Annotated in this window: 20 protein-coding genes; 15 read left to right on the top strand and 5 right to left on the bottom strand. The window is 70.8% G+C overall.

All coding sequences use genetic code 11. From position 1 onward, the window contains the following. Window positions 1-71 precede the first annotated feature (71 nt). Window positions 72-1,172, bottom strand: a complete 1,101-nt coding sequence (locus tag JWP54_RS13185; RefSeq protein ID WP_297372808.1) for an acyltransferase family protein — start codon at window positions 1,170-1,172, stop codon at window positions 72-74. Window positions 1,173-1,201: 29 nt separating this feature from the next. Here JWP54_RS13185 and JWP54_RS13180 point away from each other — a divergent pair, with 29 nt between their 5' ends. Then, complete coding sequence (locus tag JWP54_RS13180) at window positions 1,202-1,996, top strand: SDR family NAD(P)-dependent oxidoreductase (RefSeq protein ID WP_297372807.1); 795 nt, start codon at window positions 1,202-1,204, stop codon at window positions 1,994-1,996. Here JWP54_RS13180 and JWP54_RS13175 read toward each other — a convergent pair. Beyond that, window positions 1,935-2,291, bottom strand: a complete 357-nt coding sequence (locus JWP54_RS13175) for an acetyl-coenzyme A synthetase N-terminal domain-containing protein (protein WP_297372837.1) — start codon at window positions 2,289-2,291, stop codon at window positions 1,935-1,937. The genes JWP54_RS13180 and JWP54_RS13175 overlap by 62 nt on opposite strands. Window positions 2,292-2,405: 114 nt before the next feature. Between JWP54_RS13175 and JWP54_RS13170 the strand changes: the two genes are divergently transcribed. From JWP54_RS13170 to JWP54_RS13150, 5 genes are all read left to right on the top strand, one after another. After that, window positions 2,406-3,089: a GntR family transcriptional regulator gene (locus JWP54_RS13170; protein ID WP_297372806.1), complete on the top strand. Its 684-nt coding sequence runs from the start codon at window positions 2,406-2,408 to the stop codon at window positions 3,087-3,089. Between the two features lie 87 nt (window positions 3,090-3,176). Next, a complete protein-coding gene (locus JWP54_RS13165) occupies window positions 3,177-4,712 on the top strand; it encodes an MmgE/PrpD family protein (RefSeq protein ID WP_297372805.1) in 1,536 nt (511 codons plus the stop codon). Further along, window positions 4,712-5,620 (top strand): methylisocitrate lyase, encoded by a 909-nt coding sequence (gene prpB / locus JWP54_RS13160; RefSeq protein ID WP_297372803.1) that lies wholly within the window; start codon window positions 4,712-4,714, stop codon window positions 5,618-5,620. Before JWP54_RS13165 ends, prpB begins: the two co-directional genes overlap by 1 nt. Before the next feature lie 82 nt (window positions 5,621-5,702). Next, window positions 5,703-6,896 (top strand): bifunctional 2-methylcitrate synthase/citrate synthase, encoded by a 1,194-nt coding sequence (locus JWP54_RS13155; RefSeq protein WP_297372801.1) that lies wholly within the window; start codon window positions 5,703-5,705, stop codon window positions 6,894-6,896. Beyond that, window positions 6,893-7,738 carry an NAD-dependent epimerase/dehydratase family protein gene (locus JWP54_RS13150; RefSeq protein ID WP_297372799.1) on the top strand — a complete coding sequence of 282 codons (846 nt, stop codon included), beginning with the start codon at window positions 6,893-6,895 and terminating at the stop codon, window positions 7,736-7,738. Before JWP54_RS13155 ends, JWP54_RS13150 begins: the two co-directional genes overlap by 4 nt. On the opposite strand, the gene JWP54_RS13145 is transcribed toward JWP54_RS13150, so the two are convergent. Beyond that, a complete protein-coding gene (locus JWP54_RS13145; protein ID WP_297372797.1) occupies window positions 7,671-8,267 on the bottom strand; it encodes an MOSC domain-containing protein in 597 nt (198 codons plus the stop codon). The genes JWP54_RS13150 and JWP54_RS13145 overlap by 68 nt on opposite strands. Before the next feature lie 6 nt (window positions 8,268-8,273). Further along, window positions 8,274-8,540: a hypothetical protein gene (locus JWP54_RS13140; protein WP_297372795.1), complete on the bottom strand. Its 267-nt coding sequence runs from the start codon at window positions 8,538-8,540 to the stop codon at window positions 8,274-8,276. Between the two features lie 87 nt (window positions 8,541-8,627). Here JWP54_RS13140 and JWP54_RS13135 point away from each other — a divergent pair, with 87 nt between their 5' ends. From JWP54_RS13135 to JWP54_RS13120, 4 genes are read left to right on the top strand one after another with little or no spacing between them, the layout of a single operon-like run. Next, window positions 8,628-9,164 (top strand): phosphoribosyltransferase, encoded by a 537-nt coding sequence (locus tag JWP54_RS13135; protein WP_297372793.1) that lies wholly within the window; start codon window positions 8,628-8,630, stop codon window positions 9,162-9,164. Then, on the top strand, window positions 9,161-9,880 hold the full coding sequence (locus JWP54_RS13130) for a Type 1 glutamine amidotransferase-like domain-containing protein (RefSeq protein ID WP_297372791.1): 720 nt from the start codon (window positions 9,161-9,163) through the stop codon (window positions 9,878-9,880). Before JWP54_RS13135 ends, JWP54_RS13130 begins: the two co-directional genes overlap by 4 nt. Window positions 9,881-9,885: 5 nt before the next feature. Next, window positions 9,886-10,590, top strand: coding sequence for a uracil-DNA glycosylase (locus tag JWP54_RS13125; protein ID WP_297372789.1), 705 nt, complete (start codon window positions 9,886-9,888; stop codon window positions 10,588-10,590). Between the two features lie 25 nt (window positions 10,591-10,615). Further along, the gene (locus JWP54_RS13120) at window positions 10,616-11,194 is read left to right on the top strand and encodes a GNAT family N-acetyltransferase (protein WP_297372787.1); all 579 of its coding nucleotides are present in this window, start codon (window positions 10,616-10,618) and stop codon (window positions 11,192-11,194) included. Between the two features lie 15 nt (window positions 11,195-11,209). Here JWP54_RS13120 and JWP54_RS13115 read toward each other — a convergent pair whose 3' ends face one another. Further along, window positions 11,210-12,034: an SDR family oxidoreductase gene (locus JWP54_RS13115; RefSeq protein ID WP_297372785.1), complete on the bottom strand. Its 825-nt coding sequence runs from the start codon at window positions 12,032-12,034 to the stop codon at window positions 11,210-11,212. 106 nt (window positions 12,035-12,140) lie between these two features. Here JWP54_RS13115 and JWP54_RS13110 point away from each other — a divergent pair, with 106 nt between their 5' ends. The 5 genes from JWP54_RS13110 (at window position 12,141) to JWP54_RS13090 (ending at window position 16,944) form a co-directional block, all read left to right on the top strand. After that, a complete protein-coding gene (locus JWP54_RS13110; RefSeq protein ID WP_297372783.1) occupies window positions 12,141-13,568 on the top strand; it encodes an amidase in 1,428 nt (475 codons plus the stop codon). 59 nt (window positions 13,569-13,627) lie between these two features. Beyond that, window positions 13,628-14,098 (top strand): Fur family transcriptional regulator, encoded by a 471-nt coding sequence (locus JWP54_RS13105; protein WP_297372782.1) that lies wholly within the window; start codon window positions 13,628-13,630, stop codon window positions 14,096-14,098. A 45-nt stretch (window positions 14,099-14,143) separates the two neighbouring features. Then, window positions 14,144-15,646 carry a catalase gene (locus JWP54_RS13100; RefSeq protein WP_297372780.1) on the top strand — a complete coding sequence of 501 codons (1,503 nt, stop codon included), beginning with the start codon at window positions 14,144-14,146 and terminating at the stop codon, window positions 15,644-15,646. Between the two features lie 125 nt (window positions 15,647-15,771). Next, a complete protein-coding gene (locus JWP54_RS13095; RefSeq protein ID WP_297372778.1) occupies window positions 15,772-15,930 on the top strand; it encodes a hypothetical protein in 159 nt (52 codons plus the stop codon). A 75-nt stretch (window positions 15,931-16,005) separates the two neighbouring features. Next, window positions 16,006-16,944, top strand: a complete 939-nt coding sequence (locus tag JWP54_RS13090; RefSeq protein ID WP_297372776.1) for a siderophore-interacting protein — start codon at window positions 16,006-16,008, stop codon at window positions 16,942-16,944. The last annotated feature ends 54 nt before the right edge of the window (window positions 16,945-16,998 follow it).

The raw sequence follows: 16,998 nt of genomic DNA, 5'->3' as shown, positions 1-16,998 counted from the left end.
CCTCGACCGACAATGGGGACCCGAAACACGGCGTCATCTGCGCGCGGTGCAGACGCGCGCGGGCGGTCGCGCTAGGGCTTGCCCGGCCCGTGCGGCAGCACGATGGTGCCCGTGTGGGTGGACGGTTCCTGCCGGAACAGCCAACGCAGCCGGGGTTCCACGAGGGGCCGGAAGACCCGCCGAACCACCGGCAGGGACAGCAGCACCGAGATGCCGATGGCCAGCAGGATGATCGCCGGCAGCACCCAGCCCGGCTGCGGCCCGTCGAGCACGCCGGTTTCCCGCAGCGGGTAGAGCAGGAAGGTGTGCAGCAGGTAGATGTACATGGTCGCGGCGCCGAGCGGGGTGAACCAGGTGGCCCGGCGCGGCATCAGCATCAGGAACGCCAGGATGAAACCGAACGACGCCACCATCAGGCCCAGGCGGATCACGCCGGCCCAGAACTGGTCGTAACCGAATTGCCAGTACGCCTCGTCGTACAGGGTGAAGCTGCGCAGCCGCAGGTCCCGCACGCCGACGATGTTGATCGTGATGGCCAGGGCCAGGGCGGCGAACAGGGCGATCGCGCCGGACCGCCAGCGCCACACGGCGGCGGGGGAGAGGTGCATCCAGCTCGCGGTGAGCGGCCACTGGCGCAGCCGCCAGCCGAACACGAAGAACGGCAGCAGCCCGAGCGTGCGCGACAGCGAGAAGGTGCTGTCGATGTCGCCGACGTACCCGGCGCCCACCGAGATCGCGATGCTGATCAGCAGCGGGTAGCGCATCAGCACCAGGTACGGCAGGACCACCCGCCAGATCGCGAGGGCGATCAGGAACCACAGCGTCCAGGACGGCGCCGAGTAGTCCACTGTGAGGGTGCCGCTGAGCGCCCAGGTGATCAGCGTCCAGATGGTCTGGAAGATCAGGTACGGGAAGACGACGTCGGTCACCAGCCGGTGCATCTGACGAGGGCCGGGCGGGCCGGACTTGGCGAAGTACCCGCTGACGGCGACGAACACCGGCACGTGGAAGGCGTAGATGAACAGGTAGACGCCGTAGGCGGGGTCCGATTCGCCGATCAGCTTGAGGATCGCGTGACCGATCACCATCAGGGTGATGGCGATCCAGCGGGCGTTGTCCCAGAGGGGTACGCGGCGCTTGTGCTTGTGGGGTGCGTCGGTCGGCGAACTCATCGTGTCCATTCTCCGGGCAGAATAGGCCAATGGGCAAAAGAAGAGTCGTGGTCACCGGGGCAAGCAGCGGAATCGGAGCGGCCACCGTGCGCCTGTTCCGCGAGCACGGCTGGGATGTGGTGGGCGTGGCGCGTCGCGCCGACCGGCTCGCGGCGCTGGCGGAGGAGACCGGCGCGGCCGTGTTCCCGGGCGACCTCACGGTGCAGGCCGATGTCGACAAGCTGCGTGACTACCTGGCCGGGTCCGGCCCGGTGCACGCCCTGGTCAACAACGCCGGCGGCGCGAAGGGGCTCGACTCGGTCGAGGCCGGCGCCATCGAGGACTGGGCGTGGATGTTCGAGATCAACGTGCTGGCCGTGAAGCGGGTGACCAGCGCGGTGCTGCCGTTGCTGCGGGCGTCGCTCACCGCGGGGCCGGATGCGGCCGGCGCCGCCGCATCAGCCGACATCGTCAACATCACCTCGATCGCCGGGCACACGGCGTACCTCGGCGGCGGCGGCTACAACGCCGCCAAGTTCGCCGCGCACGCCATGACCGAGGTCCTGCGGCTGGAGCTGAACGGTGAACCGATCCGGGTGATCGAGATCGCGCCGGGCATGGTGCAGACCGAGGAATTCGGCCTGGTGCGCTTCGACGGTGATGCCGAGAAGGCCAGGGCCGCGTACACGAACGTGCCGCATCCGCTGCTGGCCGAGGACATCGCCGCGACCATCGTGGCCGCCGTGGAACTGCCGGCCCACGTGAACGTGGACCTGCTCGTAGTCAAGCCCGTCGCCCAAGCCGCGCCGCACCTGGTCGCCCGCGGACCGCTCGCCCCGCGCTGACTGACACAACTGTTCCCCGTCCGGACAAAAGGACCCGGCACACCGGGTGCAGAAGTCCGCACGGGGAACAGTTAGGGCTGATCGGCGCCGCGTGGTCGCCGCGGCTGACGAGCATGTGCCGGTCCAGGGCGTTGTAGCTCGTGTTGAGGGTGCCGTCGGCGAACCAGCTGTAGTCCGTGGCGGAGCGCTGGGACAATGCGGTGCTCGGTGGGTTCACCCAGTCGATGCCGCGGGCGGCGTCCAGCCAGAAGTCTTCGCGCTCGTCGATGCTCCGCCGCCAGACATCGCGGTACAGCGTGGTTCCAGTGCGTTTGGATCATGGAGCGAACCTCTCCATTAAAGCTCTCATGTATACACAAGGTGTGGTCCGTCGTGCACATGGGGGAGGAAAGGGGAATAGGATGCGCTTGTGTATACAGAGGCCCTCAAGGCCGCACCGGAGCGGGCGAGTGACCGGGCCTACCGCGTGCTCCGCGACGAGATCCTCGACGGCATCCTGCCCGCCGGAACCGTGCTCCTCGAAGTGGAACAGGCCGCCAGGCTCGGCGTCTCCCGCACCCCGCTCCGCTCGGCCGTGGCCCGGCTCGTGGCAGACGGCCTCGTTGCCGGCCGCAGCGGCCGTGGCTTCTCGGTCACCGAGATGTCGGTCGAGTCCATCAACGACCTCTACGAGCTGCGCGAGGCCCTCGAGGAGCGGGCCGCGACCCTCGCCGCCCGGGCCGGCGACAGGTCGGCGTTCCGGATGCTGCGCGGGCGGTTCGTCGGCGCGCCCGCCCTGCTCGACGCGGGCGAGGACGGCATCCACCGCTATTACGCCCTCATCGATGAGTTCGACGCCGCCATCGACGCCGCCGTGGACAACGTCTTCCTCGTGGGCGCCCTGGACGCCGTGCGCACGCACCTGGCCCGCATCCGCCGGGTCGCCAGGGGCAACCCGGTGCGGCTGCGAGCCGCGGCCGCCGAACACCTGCTGATCCTCGACGCGATCATCGACGGGGATGCGGCGCTCGCCGGGCACGCCACCCACGTGCACCTGCACCTGAGCCTGGCCAGCGTCCTCGCCGTGCTCGGAGCCACCCACCCGACCGCCTGACCGACCCGACCGCCTGACCCACCCGACCGCCTGACCCACCCGACCGACGAACGACGCCGACCCACCGACGACCGAAAGGACCACCCCGTGCAGACGACCGCAGTACGCGTGCACCGAAGTGAGAGCAGCCCCGAACGCACCGAGCAGCTGGCCTGGAAGATCGCCGCCGTGGCGGCAGATGAGGTCCCGGTCGACGACGACGTCACCGAGATGATCATCAACCGGGTGATCGACAACGCCGCCGTTGCCGCCGCGTCGCTCACCCGCGACCCCGTCGCGGCCGCCCGGTCGCAGGCGCTGGCGCATCCCCGGTCCTCCGGCGGCGACGGCGCGACGGTGTTCGGCTCGTCCGGCGACGTGCGGGTGTCCCCGGAGTGGGCCGCCTGGGCCAACGGCGTGGCCGTGCGGGAGCTGGACTACCACGACACGTTCCTGGCCGCCGAGTACTCGCACCCCGGCGACAACATCCCGCCGCTCGTCGCCGTCGCCCAGCACCTCGCGGCCGCCCGGGGGCTGACCGGCCGGGAGCTGGTGCGCGGCATCGCGACCGGCTACGAGGTGCAGATCGACCTGGCCCGCTCGATCAGCCTGCACCGACACAAGATCGACCACGTCGCCCACCTGGGCCCCTCCGCCGCGGCCGGCATCGGCACCCTGCTGGGCCTCGGCCCCGACGTGATCTTCCAGGCCATCGGCCAGGCCCTGCACACCACCACCGCCACCCGGCAGTCCCGCAAGGGTGAGATCTCCAGCTGGAAGGCCTTCGCGCCCGCCTTCGCCGGCAAGATAGCCGTGGAGGCCGTGGACCGGGCCATGCGCGGCCAGACCAGCCCCACCCCGATCTACGAGGGCGAGGACGGGGTGATCGCCTGGCTGCTCGATGGCCCGGATGCCGCCTACGACGTGGCGCTGCCGGCAGCAGGCGAGGCCAAACGGGCGATCCTGGACAGCTTCACCAAGGAGCACTCCGCCGAGTACCAGGCGCAGGCGCTCATCGACCTGGCCCGCAAGCTGCACCGCGAGCACCCGGAGATCCTCGTGCCGGGCGCGATCCGCAGCATCCTCATCGCCACCTCCCAGCACACCCACAATGTGATCGGCTCCGGTGCGAACGACCCGCAGAAGTACGACCCGCGGGCGAGCCGGGAAACCCTTGACCACTCGGTGCCGTACATCTTCGCTGTCGCGCTGCAGGACGGCGCCTGGCACCACGTCGACTCCTACCTGCCCGAGCGGGCCGGTCGGGCGGACACGGTGGCCCTGTGGAACACCGTGACCACCAGCGAGGACGCCGAATGGACCCGCCGGTACCACTCCACCGACCCCGCCGAGAAGGCGTTCGGCGGCCGGGTGGAGATCGTCCTCGCCGACGGCAGCACCCTGGTCGACGAGCTCGCCGTCGCGGATGCGCATCCGCTCGGCGCGCGACCCTTCGTCCGCTCCGACTACGTCGACAAGTTCCGGCTGCTGGCCGCCGACGTCCTGGCGCCGGGGGAGGTCGACCGGTTCCTTGACCTGGCCCAGCGCCTGCCGGAGCTCTCCAGCACCGACCTCGGCGCCCTCACCCTGGTGGCCCGCCCCGGCCGCTTCGACACCCTGCCGCACCTGAACGGAATCTTCTGATGCTCTACTCCACGCTCACCCCCGCCGCCAAGCGCGAGAAGCTGCGCGCCGACCTCGCCGCCGGTAGCCTGCTGCGCTTCCCCGGCGCGTTCAACCCCCTCTCCGCCCGAATGATCCAGGAAAAGGGCTTCGAAGGGGTCTACATCTCCGGCGCCGTGCTCGCCGCCGACCTCGGCCTGCCCGACATCGGCCTGACCACCCTCACCGAGGTGGCCGGCCGCAGCCAGCAAATCTCCCGGATGACCGACCTGCCCACCCTCGTCGACGCCGACACCGGGTTCGGCGAGCCGATGAACGTGGCCCGCACCGTGCAGACCCTCGAGGATGCCGGCGTGGCCGGCCTGCACATCGAAGACCAGGTCAACCCGAAACGGTGCGGGCACCTGGACGGCAAGCAGGTCGTCGACACCGACACCGCCCTCAAGCGCATCCGTGCGGCGGTGGATGCCCGCCGCGACCCGAACCTGCTCGTGATGGCTCGCACCGACATCCGCGCCGTCGACGGCCTGGCCGCGGCGATCGACCGGGCCAAGGCCCTCGTCGACGCCGGCGCCGACGCGATCTTCCCCGAGGCCATGGGCACCCTGGCCGAGTTCGAGGCGATCCGCGCCGCCGTGGACGTGCCGATCCTGGCGAACATGACCGAATTCGGCAAGAGCGAACTGTTCCGGGTGGAGCAGCTCGCGGACGTGGGCGTCAACCTCGTGATCTTCCCGGTCTCGTTGCTGCGCCTGGCCATGGGCGCTGCCGAATACGGGCTCGACATGATCCTCGCCGACGGCTCGCTGACCGGCGCGTTGCCGCGCATGCAGACCCGCGCCGAACTCTATTCGCTGCTGGACTACGAGGCTTACAATCGCTTCGATTCGGGGATCTTCAATTTCACTCTGAGCGGTCACGACGGCTAGCCCAGCACCACGACAGCACCACGACAGCACCACCCCGGCACCGCACACGTACGGCCAGGACCTCAGGACGCAAAGGAGCGAAATGACCATGAACCAGCCCACCCCCACGACCACCGCACAACCAGCGGCCGTCCCGGAGATCCACCGCGGCCTCGCCGGGGTGGTGGCCGACTCCACGGCCGTCTCCCGGGTCAACCCCGACTCCAACTCCCTGCTCTACCGCGGCTATCCGGTGCAGGAGCTGGCGGCGCAAAAGAGCTTCGAAGAGGTCGCCTACCTGCTCTGGCACGGCGAACTGCCCGATGAGGCCCAGCTGGCCGGGTTCGAGGTGGCCGAGCGGGCGCTCCGGCGCCTCGACCACTCGGTGCGCCGGGTGATCGACGAGATCCCCACCTCCGCCGACCCGATGGACGTGCTGCGCACGGCGGTGAGCGTGATCGGCGCCAACGACCTCAGCACTCCGGACTCCTCGGTCGAGGCCAACCTGACCAAGTCGCTGCGCCTGTTCGCCCAGCTGCCCGCCATCGTCTCCTACGACCAACGCCGCCGGCACGGACTCGAACTCGTCGAACCGCGGGACGACCTGGGCTACTCCGCGAACTTCCTCTACATGACCTTCGGTGAGGTGCAGGAACTCGCGGTGGTCGACGCCTTCGACGTGTCGATGATCATGTACGCCGAGCATTCCTTCAACGCCTCGACGTTCACCGCCCGGGTGATCACCTCCACGCTCTCCGACCTCTACTCGGCCGTGACCGGCGCGGTCGGCGCACTCAAGGGGCCGCTGCACGGCGGCGCCAACGAGGCCGTCATGCACATCTTCACCGAGATCGGCCTGGGCGAGGGGGCGGCGGAGCGCGCCGAACGCTGGTTGGACGACAACCTCTCGCACAAGCGCAAGGTGATGGGCTTCGGTCACCGGGTCTACAAGCACGGCGACTCCCGGGTGCCCACCATGCACGCGGCCCTGGTCACCCTGGTCGAACACTTCAACCGCCCCGACCTGCTCGAACTGTACGAGGCGCTGGCCGCCGGCATGGACGCGCGCACCGGCATCCAGCCCAACCTCGATTACCCGTCGGGCCCGGCGTACCACCTGATGGGCTTCGACACCGCCACATTCACCCCGCTCTTCGTCGCCGCGCGGGTGACCGGCTGGACGGCGCACACCATGGAGCAATTGGCCGCGAACGCGTTGATCCGGCCGCTGTCCTTCTACAACGGCACGCCGGAGCGGCACCTGGAACCCAGCACGGAACCCATACTGGGGGGATGACTGTACTGATCGCCGGCTGCGGCGACCTCGGCACCGAGGTGGGCCTTCGCCTGCACGAGCTCGGCCACCACGTGGTCGGGCTCCGCCGCCGCGCCGAACTGCTGCCGGCCGCCCTCGACGGGCACTCCGTCGACCTCGCCTGCCAGAAACCGGCTGTGCAGCCGGACACCGACCTGGTGATCGTGACCGTTGCGGCGGGCAGTCCCGACCCTGAGGTGTACCGGGCAGCCTATGTGACGGGCCTGGCCAACCTGCTCGACGCCCTCGACGAGGCGCACATCGCCCCGCGCCGATTCCTGATGGTGTCCTCCACCGCGGTGTACGACATCGACGACGGCAGCACGGTGGACGAATCGACCCCTGCGAACCCCGGCCCTGGGACCGACTCGATCCTGCTCGAGGCCGAACAGCTGTTGCACGCCCGGCTGCCCGCCGCCGTGGTGCTCCGCCTCGGCGGCGTCTACGGGCCCGGCCGGGAGCGCCTGATCACCCAGGTGCGGGAAGGCCGGGCCACCCTCGCAGCCCGGAACCGGCTCACCAACCGGATCCATCGCGACGACGCCGCCGCCCTGATCGTGCACCTGATGCTACGGTCCGCCGAACCGGAAACGCTCTACCTGGGGGTGGACTCGACGCCCGTGCCCGGCCCCGAGGTGCTGGCCTTCCTCGCCGCCGAACTCGGCCTGCCCGAGCCCGAAATCGTGGAGGCCGGCGACCGGCGCGGCGGGAACAAGCGGATCAGCAACCAGCGGGTGCTGGCGACCGGCTTCGCCTTCAGCTTCCCGAGCTACCGGGAGGGCTACCGGGCGGTGCTGGCCGGCGGGGCGAGGCGGCACCCGTAGCGAGCGGGATGCTGCTGAGCATTCGCGCGGCCCCGAGCCGCAACATCCCGTCGGTCAGCGGTTCGCAGCGGATGCCGCCGCGCCCGCGCATCGCCCGGTGGGCCCCGGGAGCCAGCACCACGTCCAGCCACGCGCACGGGTTCGCCGGTCGGTGCGCCCGGAACTCGACCGGGCCCTCGCCGCTGTCCAGCGAAAAGGTCGTACCGCGCAGCGCGTCGACGTCCACCCCGCGCAGCAGGATGTTCCGCCGGGTGGCCACCGGATCCAGGGAGCGGGGCAGCCCCAGGTCGTCAGCCACCAGGTCCAGCACCTCGACGTCCATCACCGTCACCGACGCCTGCAGGTGCGCGCGCTGGGCGAAATGCCGGTCGCCCACGATGCCCAGGCCCGCGCGCACCCGGATGTTCGGGTGGCTCTCCTGGCCGGTCGCGGGCAACGGCCCGTCGGCCGGCCGCCCCTCGTACCGGTGGGTGGGGGACGCCAGCAGCAGGACGATCTCGACCCCGGCGCTGTACGGCAGGTGCTGCACGGTTCGCTAGGGGGCCATGCCGGCTTCGACGGGGACGTATTCCACGTTGTTGGTGGGGTGCACGGTCTTGGCCGGTGCGCGGGAGAAGCCCTTGGCGTCCAGGCGGTTCTCGGCGCGGAAGGAGGCCAGGGCCGCGTCGTAGAGGTCGTTGAGGCGGCGGCCGGTGTACTCACCGCTGGTCCCGTTGGTGAAGACGATGGTGATGGGCGTCTTGGCCGGGAAGTGCCGGTTCATGCGGACGAATCCGGCGGCATCCTGCTGCAGTGTGATCATGGAACCAGTCTTCCGCATCGGCGGCGCCGCCGGGTGCCGGGCCCGTCGACCGTGCGCGGCGGCCGCGCGAGGTTCTACCATTGACAAATGCAACCCGACCAGCACCCCGCAGCCCCCGCCACCGTCGACCCGCCCCGCGAGATCCTGGAGTGGACCGACTTCGCCGACGCGTCCAGGTCGCTGGCGTCCACCGTGCTGGCGAGCGGCTTCCAGCCCGACGTCGTCATCGCCATCGCGCGCGGCGGCCTGCTGCTGGCCGGGGCCATCTCCTATGCCCTCGGCACGAAGAACTGCGGTTCGATCAACGTGGAGTTCTACTCCGGCATCGACGAGCGCCTGCCAGAGCCCGTCCTGTCCGGTCCGATGTTGGATGCCCCCGCACTCGCGGGCCTGAAGGTGCTGCTGGTCGACGACGTCTCAGACTCCGGCCACACCCTCGCCCTGGTCGACGGCATCCTCCGTGAATCCGCCGGTGAGGTGCGCACGGCCACCCTGTACACCAAGCCGCGCACCGTGCACGTGCCCGACTTCACCTGGCGCGAGACCGACGACTGGATCATCTTCCCCTGGTCGGCGCTGCCGCCCGTCACCGCCACCCCGCTGACCACAGTGGTCGACGCATGAGCATCCATCTCGTCGGCGGCGGCTGGGCTTCCGAAGACGCGGCCGCGGTCTACGGGCCGTTCCTGGCCGAGGCCACCCTGCGTGCCGGCGCCGCCGGTCGCACCGAGCCGCGGATCGCGATCCTCGTCGTTCGCGACGGCGACGGCGACGAGCACGCCGCCCAGCTCGTCACCGCGCTCGAAACCGGCGGCCCGCTCGAACCCGTCACCACCGTGTTGGCCCACGACGGCCTCGCCACCCTCCTGGCCGTAGCGGATGCCGACGGCATCGTCATCGGCGGCGGCCTCACCCCCGCCTATCTCACCGCCGTCGCCCCGATCGCCGGAGAGATCCGCCGCCAGGTGGCCGCCGGCATCCCGTACCTGGGCTACTCCGCCGGCGCCATGATCGCGGCCGAACGCGCGCTGCTCGGCGGCTGGCGCATCGGCGGCGTGCCGGTGAGCCCGCAGGACGCCAGCGAAGAGCTTGACGAGATCACCATCGAGAACGGCATCGGCCTGCTCGACGTGACCGTGGACGTGCACGTCGCCCAAGAGGGCACGCTGTCCCGGATGGTCGCCGCCACCGAGGCCGGCCTCATCCGCGGCGGCCTCGCCGTTGACGAGGGCACCGTGCTGATCGTGGGTCAGGGCACCCTGGGCGTGGCCGGCGCCGGCAGCGTCTGGACCGTGAGCGAGTCGGAGGGCGGGGTGCTCGTGAGCACCTTCGGCGCCTGAGCCGGATGCCCGAACCGGCGCTGATCGACCCCGGCTGGGCGCGGGCGTTCGGCCTGCCCGCCAACGACGCCCCCGTCGACGTCAGCGCGCTCGCGCCCTTCGCGGCCCCGCTCGCCTTCGCGCGAGCCGAGGCCGCGGCGGGCGAGCAGGTGCTGCCCGCGCCGGCGAACATCCTGCGCGCCTTCCGGCAGCCGTTCGACGAGGTGCGGGTGCTGGTCGTGGGTCAGGATCCCTACCCGACCCCCGGGCATCCGGTGGGGCTGGCCTTCTCGGTCGCGGACGACGTGCGCCCGGTGCCGCGGAGCCTGGCCAACATCTTCACCGAGCTGCACGACGATCTCGGCCTGCCGGCTCCGGCCGACGGCGACCTCACGCCGTGGACCCGGCACGGCGTGCTGCTGCTGAACCGGGTGCTCACCGTGCGCGCCGGCGCGGCCGGGTCGCACCGGCGCCACGGCTGGGAGGCTGTGACCGAGCGGGCCATCCGGGCTCTGGCCGCCCGCGGCACCCCGCTCGTGGCGATCCTCTGGGGCCGGGATGCCGAGAACCTCGCCCCGCTGCTGGGGGACACCCCGCGAATCGTCTCGGCGCATCCCAGCCCGCTGTCGGCCCGGCGTGGATTCTTCGGCTCCCGCCCGTTCAGCCGGGCCAACCGGCTGCTGGCCGAGCAAGGCGCGGCACCCGTCGACTGGTCACCGACGGTATTCTGAACACCATGTGGAGAGGATTCATCCGGTGTTAGAAGAGGAATATCAGCCCCGTCGACGGCTGCCGCGTCACCTGGCGCCGGTCGTGCTGCCGGAGGCGTCGTTCGAGTACACGATGCGCGACGCGCTGGTCACCGACCTGCCCGACATCCGTGAGATTTACAACTACTACGTGGCCAACAGCACCGTCACCTTCGACGAGGATGCCATGTCCCTGGCCGAGTGGCGGGACAAGTTCTACTACCTGGCCAAGCTCGGGATGCCGTTCGTCGTTGCCGAGTCCCCGGCCGGGCAGCTGCTCGGCTACGCACTGGTGAGCCCGTGGAAGCAGAAGAAGGCCTTCCGGTTCACGGTCGAGGACTCGATCTACCTGGGCGCGGCCTCTACCGGCAAGGGGCTTGGCCGGGCGCTGCTGACCGAGCTGATCGAGCGCTCCCGCGCCGCCGGGCTCAAGGAGATCATCGCCGTGATCGCCGACCAGGGCGCCGAGGCGTCGATCAAACTGCACCAGGACTTCGGCTTCGAGGAAATCGGCCGGATGGGCAAGGTCGGCTTCAAGTTCGAACGCTGGCTCGGCACGATCCTGCTGCAGAAGAGCCTCAAGTAGCTCCCGGCCCCAGCGTCAACGCCGGGACAGCCGCCCGGTCACCCGCACCACGGTGCGTCGGGGCGCGGAGCCTGCCAGCCAGGCTACGACCCGGTTCGAGGTGCCGCTGACGATGTGCGGGGGAGGAGCCTGCCGGTCGAGGGCTGCGAAGGTGGTGGTCATCACCTCGTCCACGGTCATCAACCGGCGCGGGCCGCGGGAGGCGTTCCCGGCCACCGCCTGGAATTCGGTTTCGGTGGGACCCGGGCACACAGCGGTGACCTTGAGGCCGGTGCCGCGGGTCTCGTACCAGAGCGCCTCGGTGAGACTGAGCACGTACGCCTTGGTCGCGGCGTAGACCGCCAGCTGCGGCACCGGCTGGAACGCGGCCGTGCTGGCCACGTTCACCAGCGCCGCGCCATGCGGATGGGTGAGGGCCGCCGAGAGCAGGTCCGGCAAGAACGCCTGGGTGAGTTCGGTGAGCGCGACGACATTCACCGCGACCTGGCCTCGGACCACGTCGGCCGGGGCGTCCACCACGCTGCCGGAACGGCCGAAGCCGGCGTTGTTGATCAGGGTGCTCACCCGGATGTCGCGATCGGCCAGATCGTGCACGAGCTCCGCGGCGGAGCCAGCGGCGGCCAGGTCGAGCGGGATGACGGTGGAGACCGTGCCGTACTTCTCGGCCAGGTCCACCGCGAGGGCCTCGAGCCGGTCCAGCCGCCGGGCGGTGAGCACCAGGTCGGCGCCGCGCCGGGCGAGCTCGTGCGCGTAGCCGGGCCCGAGGCCGCTGGAGGCGCCGGTGACCAGGGCTGTGGTGCCCATCGGGTTGTACTGCGCGGCGGCGTCGGTGCGAGTCATCCTCCGAGGCTACCCGGGCAGGCCGGCCCCTCGCCAGCATCCGCCGCGCGCTCCCGCCTCGCCCCCAACTGTTAGGGCGGGCGGCGCGCGTGGTTAGGCTCGGGGGATGGCCGACCTCTTCGAACTGACCGCCCTCGAGCAGTGGCGTTCGCTGCAGCGCGGCGACATCAGCCCCACCGACCTCACCGAGCACTACCTCGACCGCATCGACCGGCTGAACCCGGGCCTGGGCGCCTTCGTCACCGTCACCGCCGAGGCGGCCAGGGCCCGCGCGAAGCTGGTGGAAACCCGGGTGCCCAAGACGGCGCCGCTGTGGGGCCTGCCGTTCGGCGACAAGGACCTGCAGCTGCGCGCCGGCGTGCCCGCCCGGCTCGGCTCCCGCCTGATGCAGGACAACGTGCCCGAGACCAGCGACCAGCTCGTGCAGGCCCTCGACACCGCCGGCGGCATCAGCCTGGGCAAGACCACCACCCCAGAGTTCGGCCTGCCCTCCTACACCGAACCCGCCGCCGGCCCGGCCGCCCGCAACCCCTGGAACCCCGACTTCGGCGCCGGCGGCTCCAGCGGCGGCGCCGCGGTGGCCGTTGCGGCCCGGATGCTGCCGTTCGCGCCCGGCAGCGACGGCGGCGGTTCGGTGCGGATCCCTGCCGCCGCCTGCGGCCTGGTCGGGCTCAAGCCGTCCCGTGGCCGGATCCCCGCGGCCAGCGGGCTCGACGTGCCCGGCGGCTTGCCGGTGGCCGGCCCGCTGGCCCGCACCGTGGCGGATGCCGCGCTGCTGTTGGACGCCATGGTCGCGCCGGGCGGCGGCCGGCCGGAGCACCCGTTCGCGGTGCGGGCGCCCGGGGGTGATGAGCAGCTACTCGGCGCCGCCATCCGCGGTGAGGGCCGGTACCAGTTGGGCGTGATGACCACCTCGGCCTGGGACGACGCCTACGAGATCCGCCTGGCTCCAGAGGCACTCACCGCCCTCCAGACGGCCGCCGACGGTTTCGCCGGGATGGGCCACGGCATCGAGCAGACCGCTCTCGCCCCCGACCCGAGCTACGCGCCGGCGTTCCGGTCGCTGTGGCAGCTCAGCGCCGCCCGCATCCCCGCGGACACCCCCGAGCAGGAGGCGCTGCTCGAACCCCTCACCCGCTGGCTGATGCACCGCGGCCGGGAGCTGACCGGTCGGCAGGTCGCCGAGGCGCTGACCGCCCTGGCCGGTTACGAGCGGTCGTTCATCCGCCAGCTCGCCAGCTTCGACGCCGTGCTCACCCCCGCCCTGGCGCTTTCCCCGCGCCCGGTCGGCTGGTACGACGCCGTCGACGGTGAACGCAACTTCGCCCAGCAGGTGCAGTACACCCCGTTCACCTCGATGGTGAACGTCACTGGCCTGCCGGCCATCACCCTGCCCGTGGCGCAAACCGTCGACGGGCTGCCGATGGGCGTGCAACTGATCGGCCGGCCGGGCGGCGAGGCCACCCTGCTCGCGCTCGGCGCGCAGCTGGAACGGAAACTGCGCTGGCAGGACCGGGTACCACCGGGCCTCTGACCCCGCCGCGCCGGCGTGTCTTGTTTTGAGTTGTTCAAAACAACTGCTAGCGTGAGGGCATGCACACCTCCGGAACGGCCGACGCGGCGCTACCCGCCGTCGTCGACCACGCCGCCGAGATCCGTGCCGCTGGGCTGAAGGTCACCGCACCCCGGGTCGCCGTGCTGCAGGGCCTCGCCGCGTCGCCGCACGCCACGGCCGACCAGCTCTACGATTCGATCAGCAGCACCCTCACCGGCACCTCGCTGCAGGCGGTCTACGGCGTGCTCGCGGCGTTCACCACCGCCGGCCTGGTGCGGCGGATCGAACCGGCCGGCTCCGCCGCGCTGTTCGAACGCCGCGTGGGCGACAACCACCACCACATCGTCTGCACCCGCTGCCACAGCGTGCGCGATGTGGAGTGCGTGACCGGCGAGGCCCCCTGCCTCACGCCGTCCGACACCGCCGGCTTCGTCGTCCAGACCGCCGAGGTCACTTTTTGGGGCCTCTGCCCCGACTGCCAGGCCGACACGGCCGCCGACATCCCCTGAACTTTGAACGACGTGAACGACCAGCACATGACACGAAGGAGCACCATGACGACACTGCCCCCCACCACCACCCAGACCGGCACCCCGGTTCCGAGCGACGAGCACTCCCTCACCGCCGGCGCCGACGGCGTCACCGCCCTGCACGACCGGTACCTGGTCGAGAAGCTCGCCCAGTTCAACCGTGAGCGCATCCCGGAGCGCATCGTGCACGCCAAGGGCGGCGGGGCGCACGGCGTCTTTGAGGTCACCGGCGACGTCTCCGCCTACACCCGGGCGGCCCTGTTCCAGCCAGGCGCTCGCACCGACACCCTGCAGCGCTTCTCCAGCGTCGCCGGCGAGCAGGGCAGCCCCGACACCTGGCGGGACGTCCGCGGCTTCTCGGTGAAGTTCTACACCCAGGAGGGCAACTACGACATCGTCGGAAACAACACCCCGGTGTTCTTCATCCGCGACGGCATCAAGTTCCCCGACTTCATCCACTCGCAGAAGCGCCTGCCGGGCTCCGGCCTCCGCGACGCCGACATGCAGTGGGACTTCTGGACCCTCTCGCCCGAATCCGCCCACCAGGTGACCTACCTGATGGGCGACCGCGGCCTCCCACGCTCCTGGCGCACCATGCCCGGCTTCGGCTCGCACACCTACCAGTGGATCAACGCCGCCGGTGAGCGCTTCTGGGTGAAGTACCACTTCACCTCCAACCAGGGAAACATCGAGATGGAAGGCGCGGAGGCCGAGCTCATCGCCGGCGCCGACGCCGACTACTACCGTCGGGACCTCTACGAGGCCATCGACGCCGGCGACTTCCCGTCCTGGGACGTGCACGTGCAGGTCATGCCGTACGAAGTGGGCAAGACCTACCGGTTCAACCCGTTCGACCTCACCAAGGTCTGGCCGCACGCCGACTTCCCGCTGATCAAGGTCGGCACCCACACCCTCAACCGCAACCCGGGCAACTTCTTCGCCGAGATCGAGCAGGCCGCGTTCTCGCCCGCCAACCTGGTTCCCGGCATCGCGGCCAGCCCAGACAAGATGCTGATGGCGCGGATCTTCTCCTACCCGGATGCGCAACGCTACCGCGTGGGCACCAACTACAACCAGCTGCCGGTGAACGCTCCGGTTTCGCCGGTGCACAACTACTCGCAGGATGGCGCCGCCCGCTACACCTTCAACGACGCCAGCGCCCCGGTCTACGCGCCGAACTCGCTCGGCGGCCCCGTCGCCGACGAGGCCCTCGCCGGCGACGGCACCTGGGAGAGCGACGGTGCGCTGGTGCGCAGCGCCGCGACCCTGCGCTCGGAGGACAGCGACTTCGGCCAGGCCGGCACCCTCTACCGCGACGTCTTCGACGACGCGGCCAAGGCCCGCTTCCTCGAGACCATCACCGGTGCCGTCGGCGGCGTCACCCGCCCGGAGGTCAGGGAACGCGCCATCCAGTACTGGACGAACGTGGACGCCACCCTCGGCGCCAGCCTGCGGCTGAACCTGGCCGGCAACGCCGAAGCGACCTCTGCCAACGTGGCCGCCGAGCCCGTCGGCGTCGGCGAGTAACACCCGCACCACCAGTTCACCGGGACCGCGCGGACCACCCAGTCCGGCCGCGCGGTCCCGGCACCACCCCCCAGCACGCGTCCAATGAAGCTCTGCGTCGAACCCGCACCACCGACAGGAGCAGTATGAATTCCTACATCAGCACGCCCACCGCCCGCACCCTCGAGCCGAGCGGCTACGTCAGCACCGGCCTGCCCGCCGCCACCCCCACCGGTTACGTCAGCCCCGCCAGCCACCGCGGCGCCGGCAGCTACGTCACCACCGAGTGGGTGAGGGCCGCATAACGATTCCCTATGAATCGGCACCCGCCGGGGCAACCCGGCGGGTGCAATGTAGGTAAGGCATGCCATACTTAGGCCATGCTTACATCGACAGTCGCTTCCGCACCGGCCCCCGCACGCGTGCGGGCACCGCGCCCCAGCTACCGCCCCTTCGCCGTCTCGGTCGCCCGGGTGCAACGACTGTCGACCAATTTCACCCGGGTCACCTTCACCGGCCCCGAGCTGCACAGGTTCGGCACCGCCGGCCTCGACCAGCGCATCAAGATCGTGCTGCCGCTGCCCGGCGTCGGCGTCTCCTCCTTCCCGCAGCACGACGCCTGGTACGAGACCTGGCGCGACCTGCCCGACGAGCACCGCAACCCGATCCGCACCTACACGGTGCGGCAGGCCCGCCCCGAACAGCGTGAGGTGGACATTGATTTCGTCACCCACGGCGACGCCGGGCCCGCCTCCCGCTGGGTGCGCGCCGCCATCGTCGGCGACGAAGTCGCCCTCGTCGGACCCCTCGCCGACGGCGACAACCCGGCCGTCGGCATCGAATGGGCGCCCGGTAATGCCAACACCGTCCTGATCGCGGGCGATGAGACCGCAGCTCCGGCGATCTGCGCCATCCTCTCCGCGCTGCCGCGCGACGCTCGGGGCTGCGCGTACATCGAAGTGCCCGAGTCCGGCGACGCCCACGAGACCAGTGCGCCCGACGGGGTCACCGTCACCTGGCTGCCCCGCAACGGCGCCAGCCACGGCTCCGCACTCGAGACCGCAGTGAAGGGCTGGACCGCCCGCTTCCTCACCGCTCACGCCTCCGGCACCGACCTCCCCGAGATCGATGTCGACGAGAGCATCCTCTGGGAGGTGCCGGATGGTTCGGCGCTGGACGGCGAGCTGTACGCCTGGTTGGCCGGCGAAGCCAGCGTGATCAAGCGCCTGCGCCGGTTCCTGGTCTCCGACGTCGGTGTCGACCGTCGTCAGGTGGCCTTCATGGGCTACTGGCGCGACGGCCGCGCCGAGCACGCGTAGTCCCGCAGCTTCGTCGTTCTTCCACCTGGCACCGCCCCCGCCGGCGGTGCTTCT

Origin of the sequence: Cryobacterium sp. (assembly GCF_025463825.1) — a bacterium.
GTDB lineage: Bacteria > Actinomycetota > Actinomycetes > Actinomycetales > Microbacteriaceae > Cryobacterium.
The sequence above is the reverse complement of the archived record's forward strand: the minus strand, read 5'-3'. Positions and strand labels throughout refer to the sequence as shown.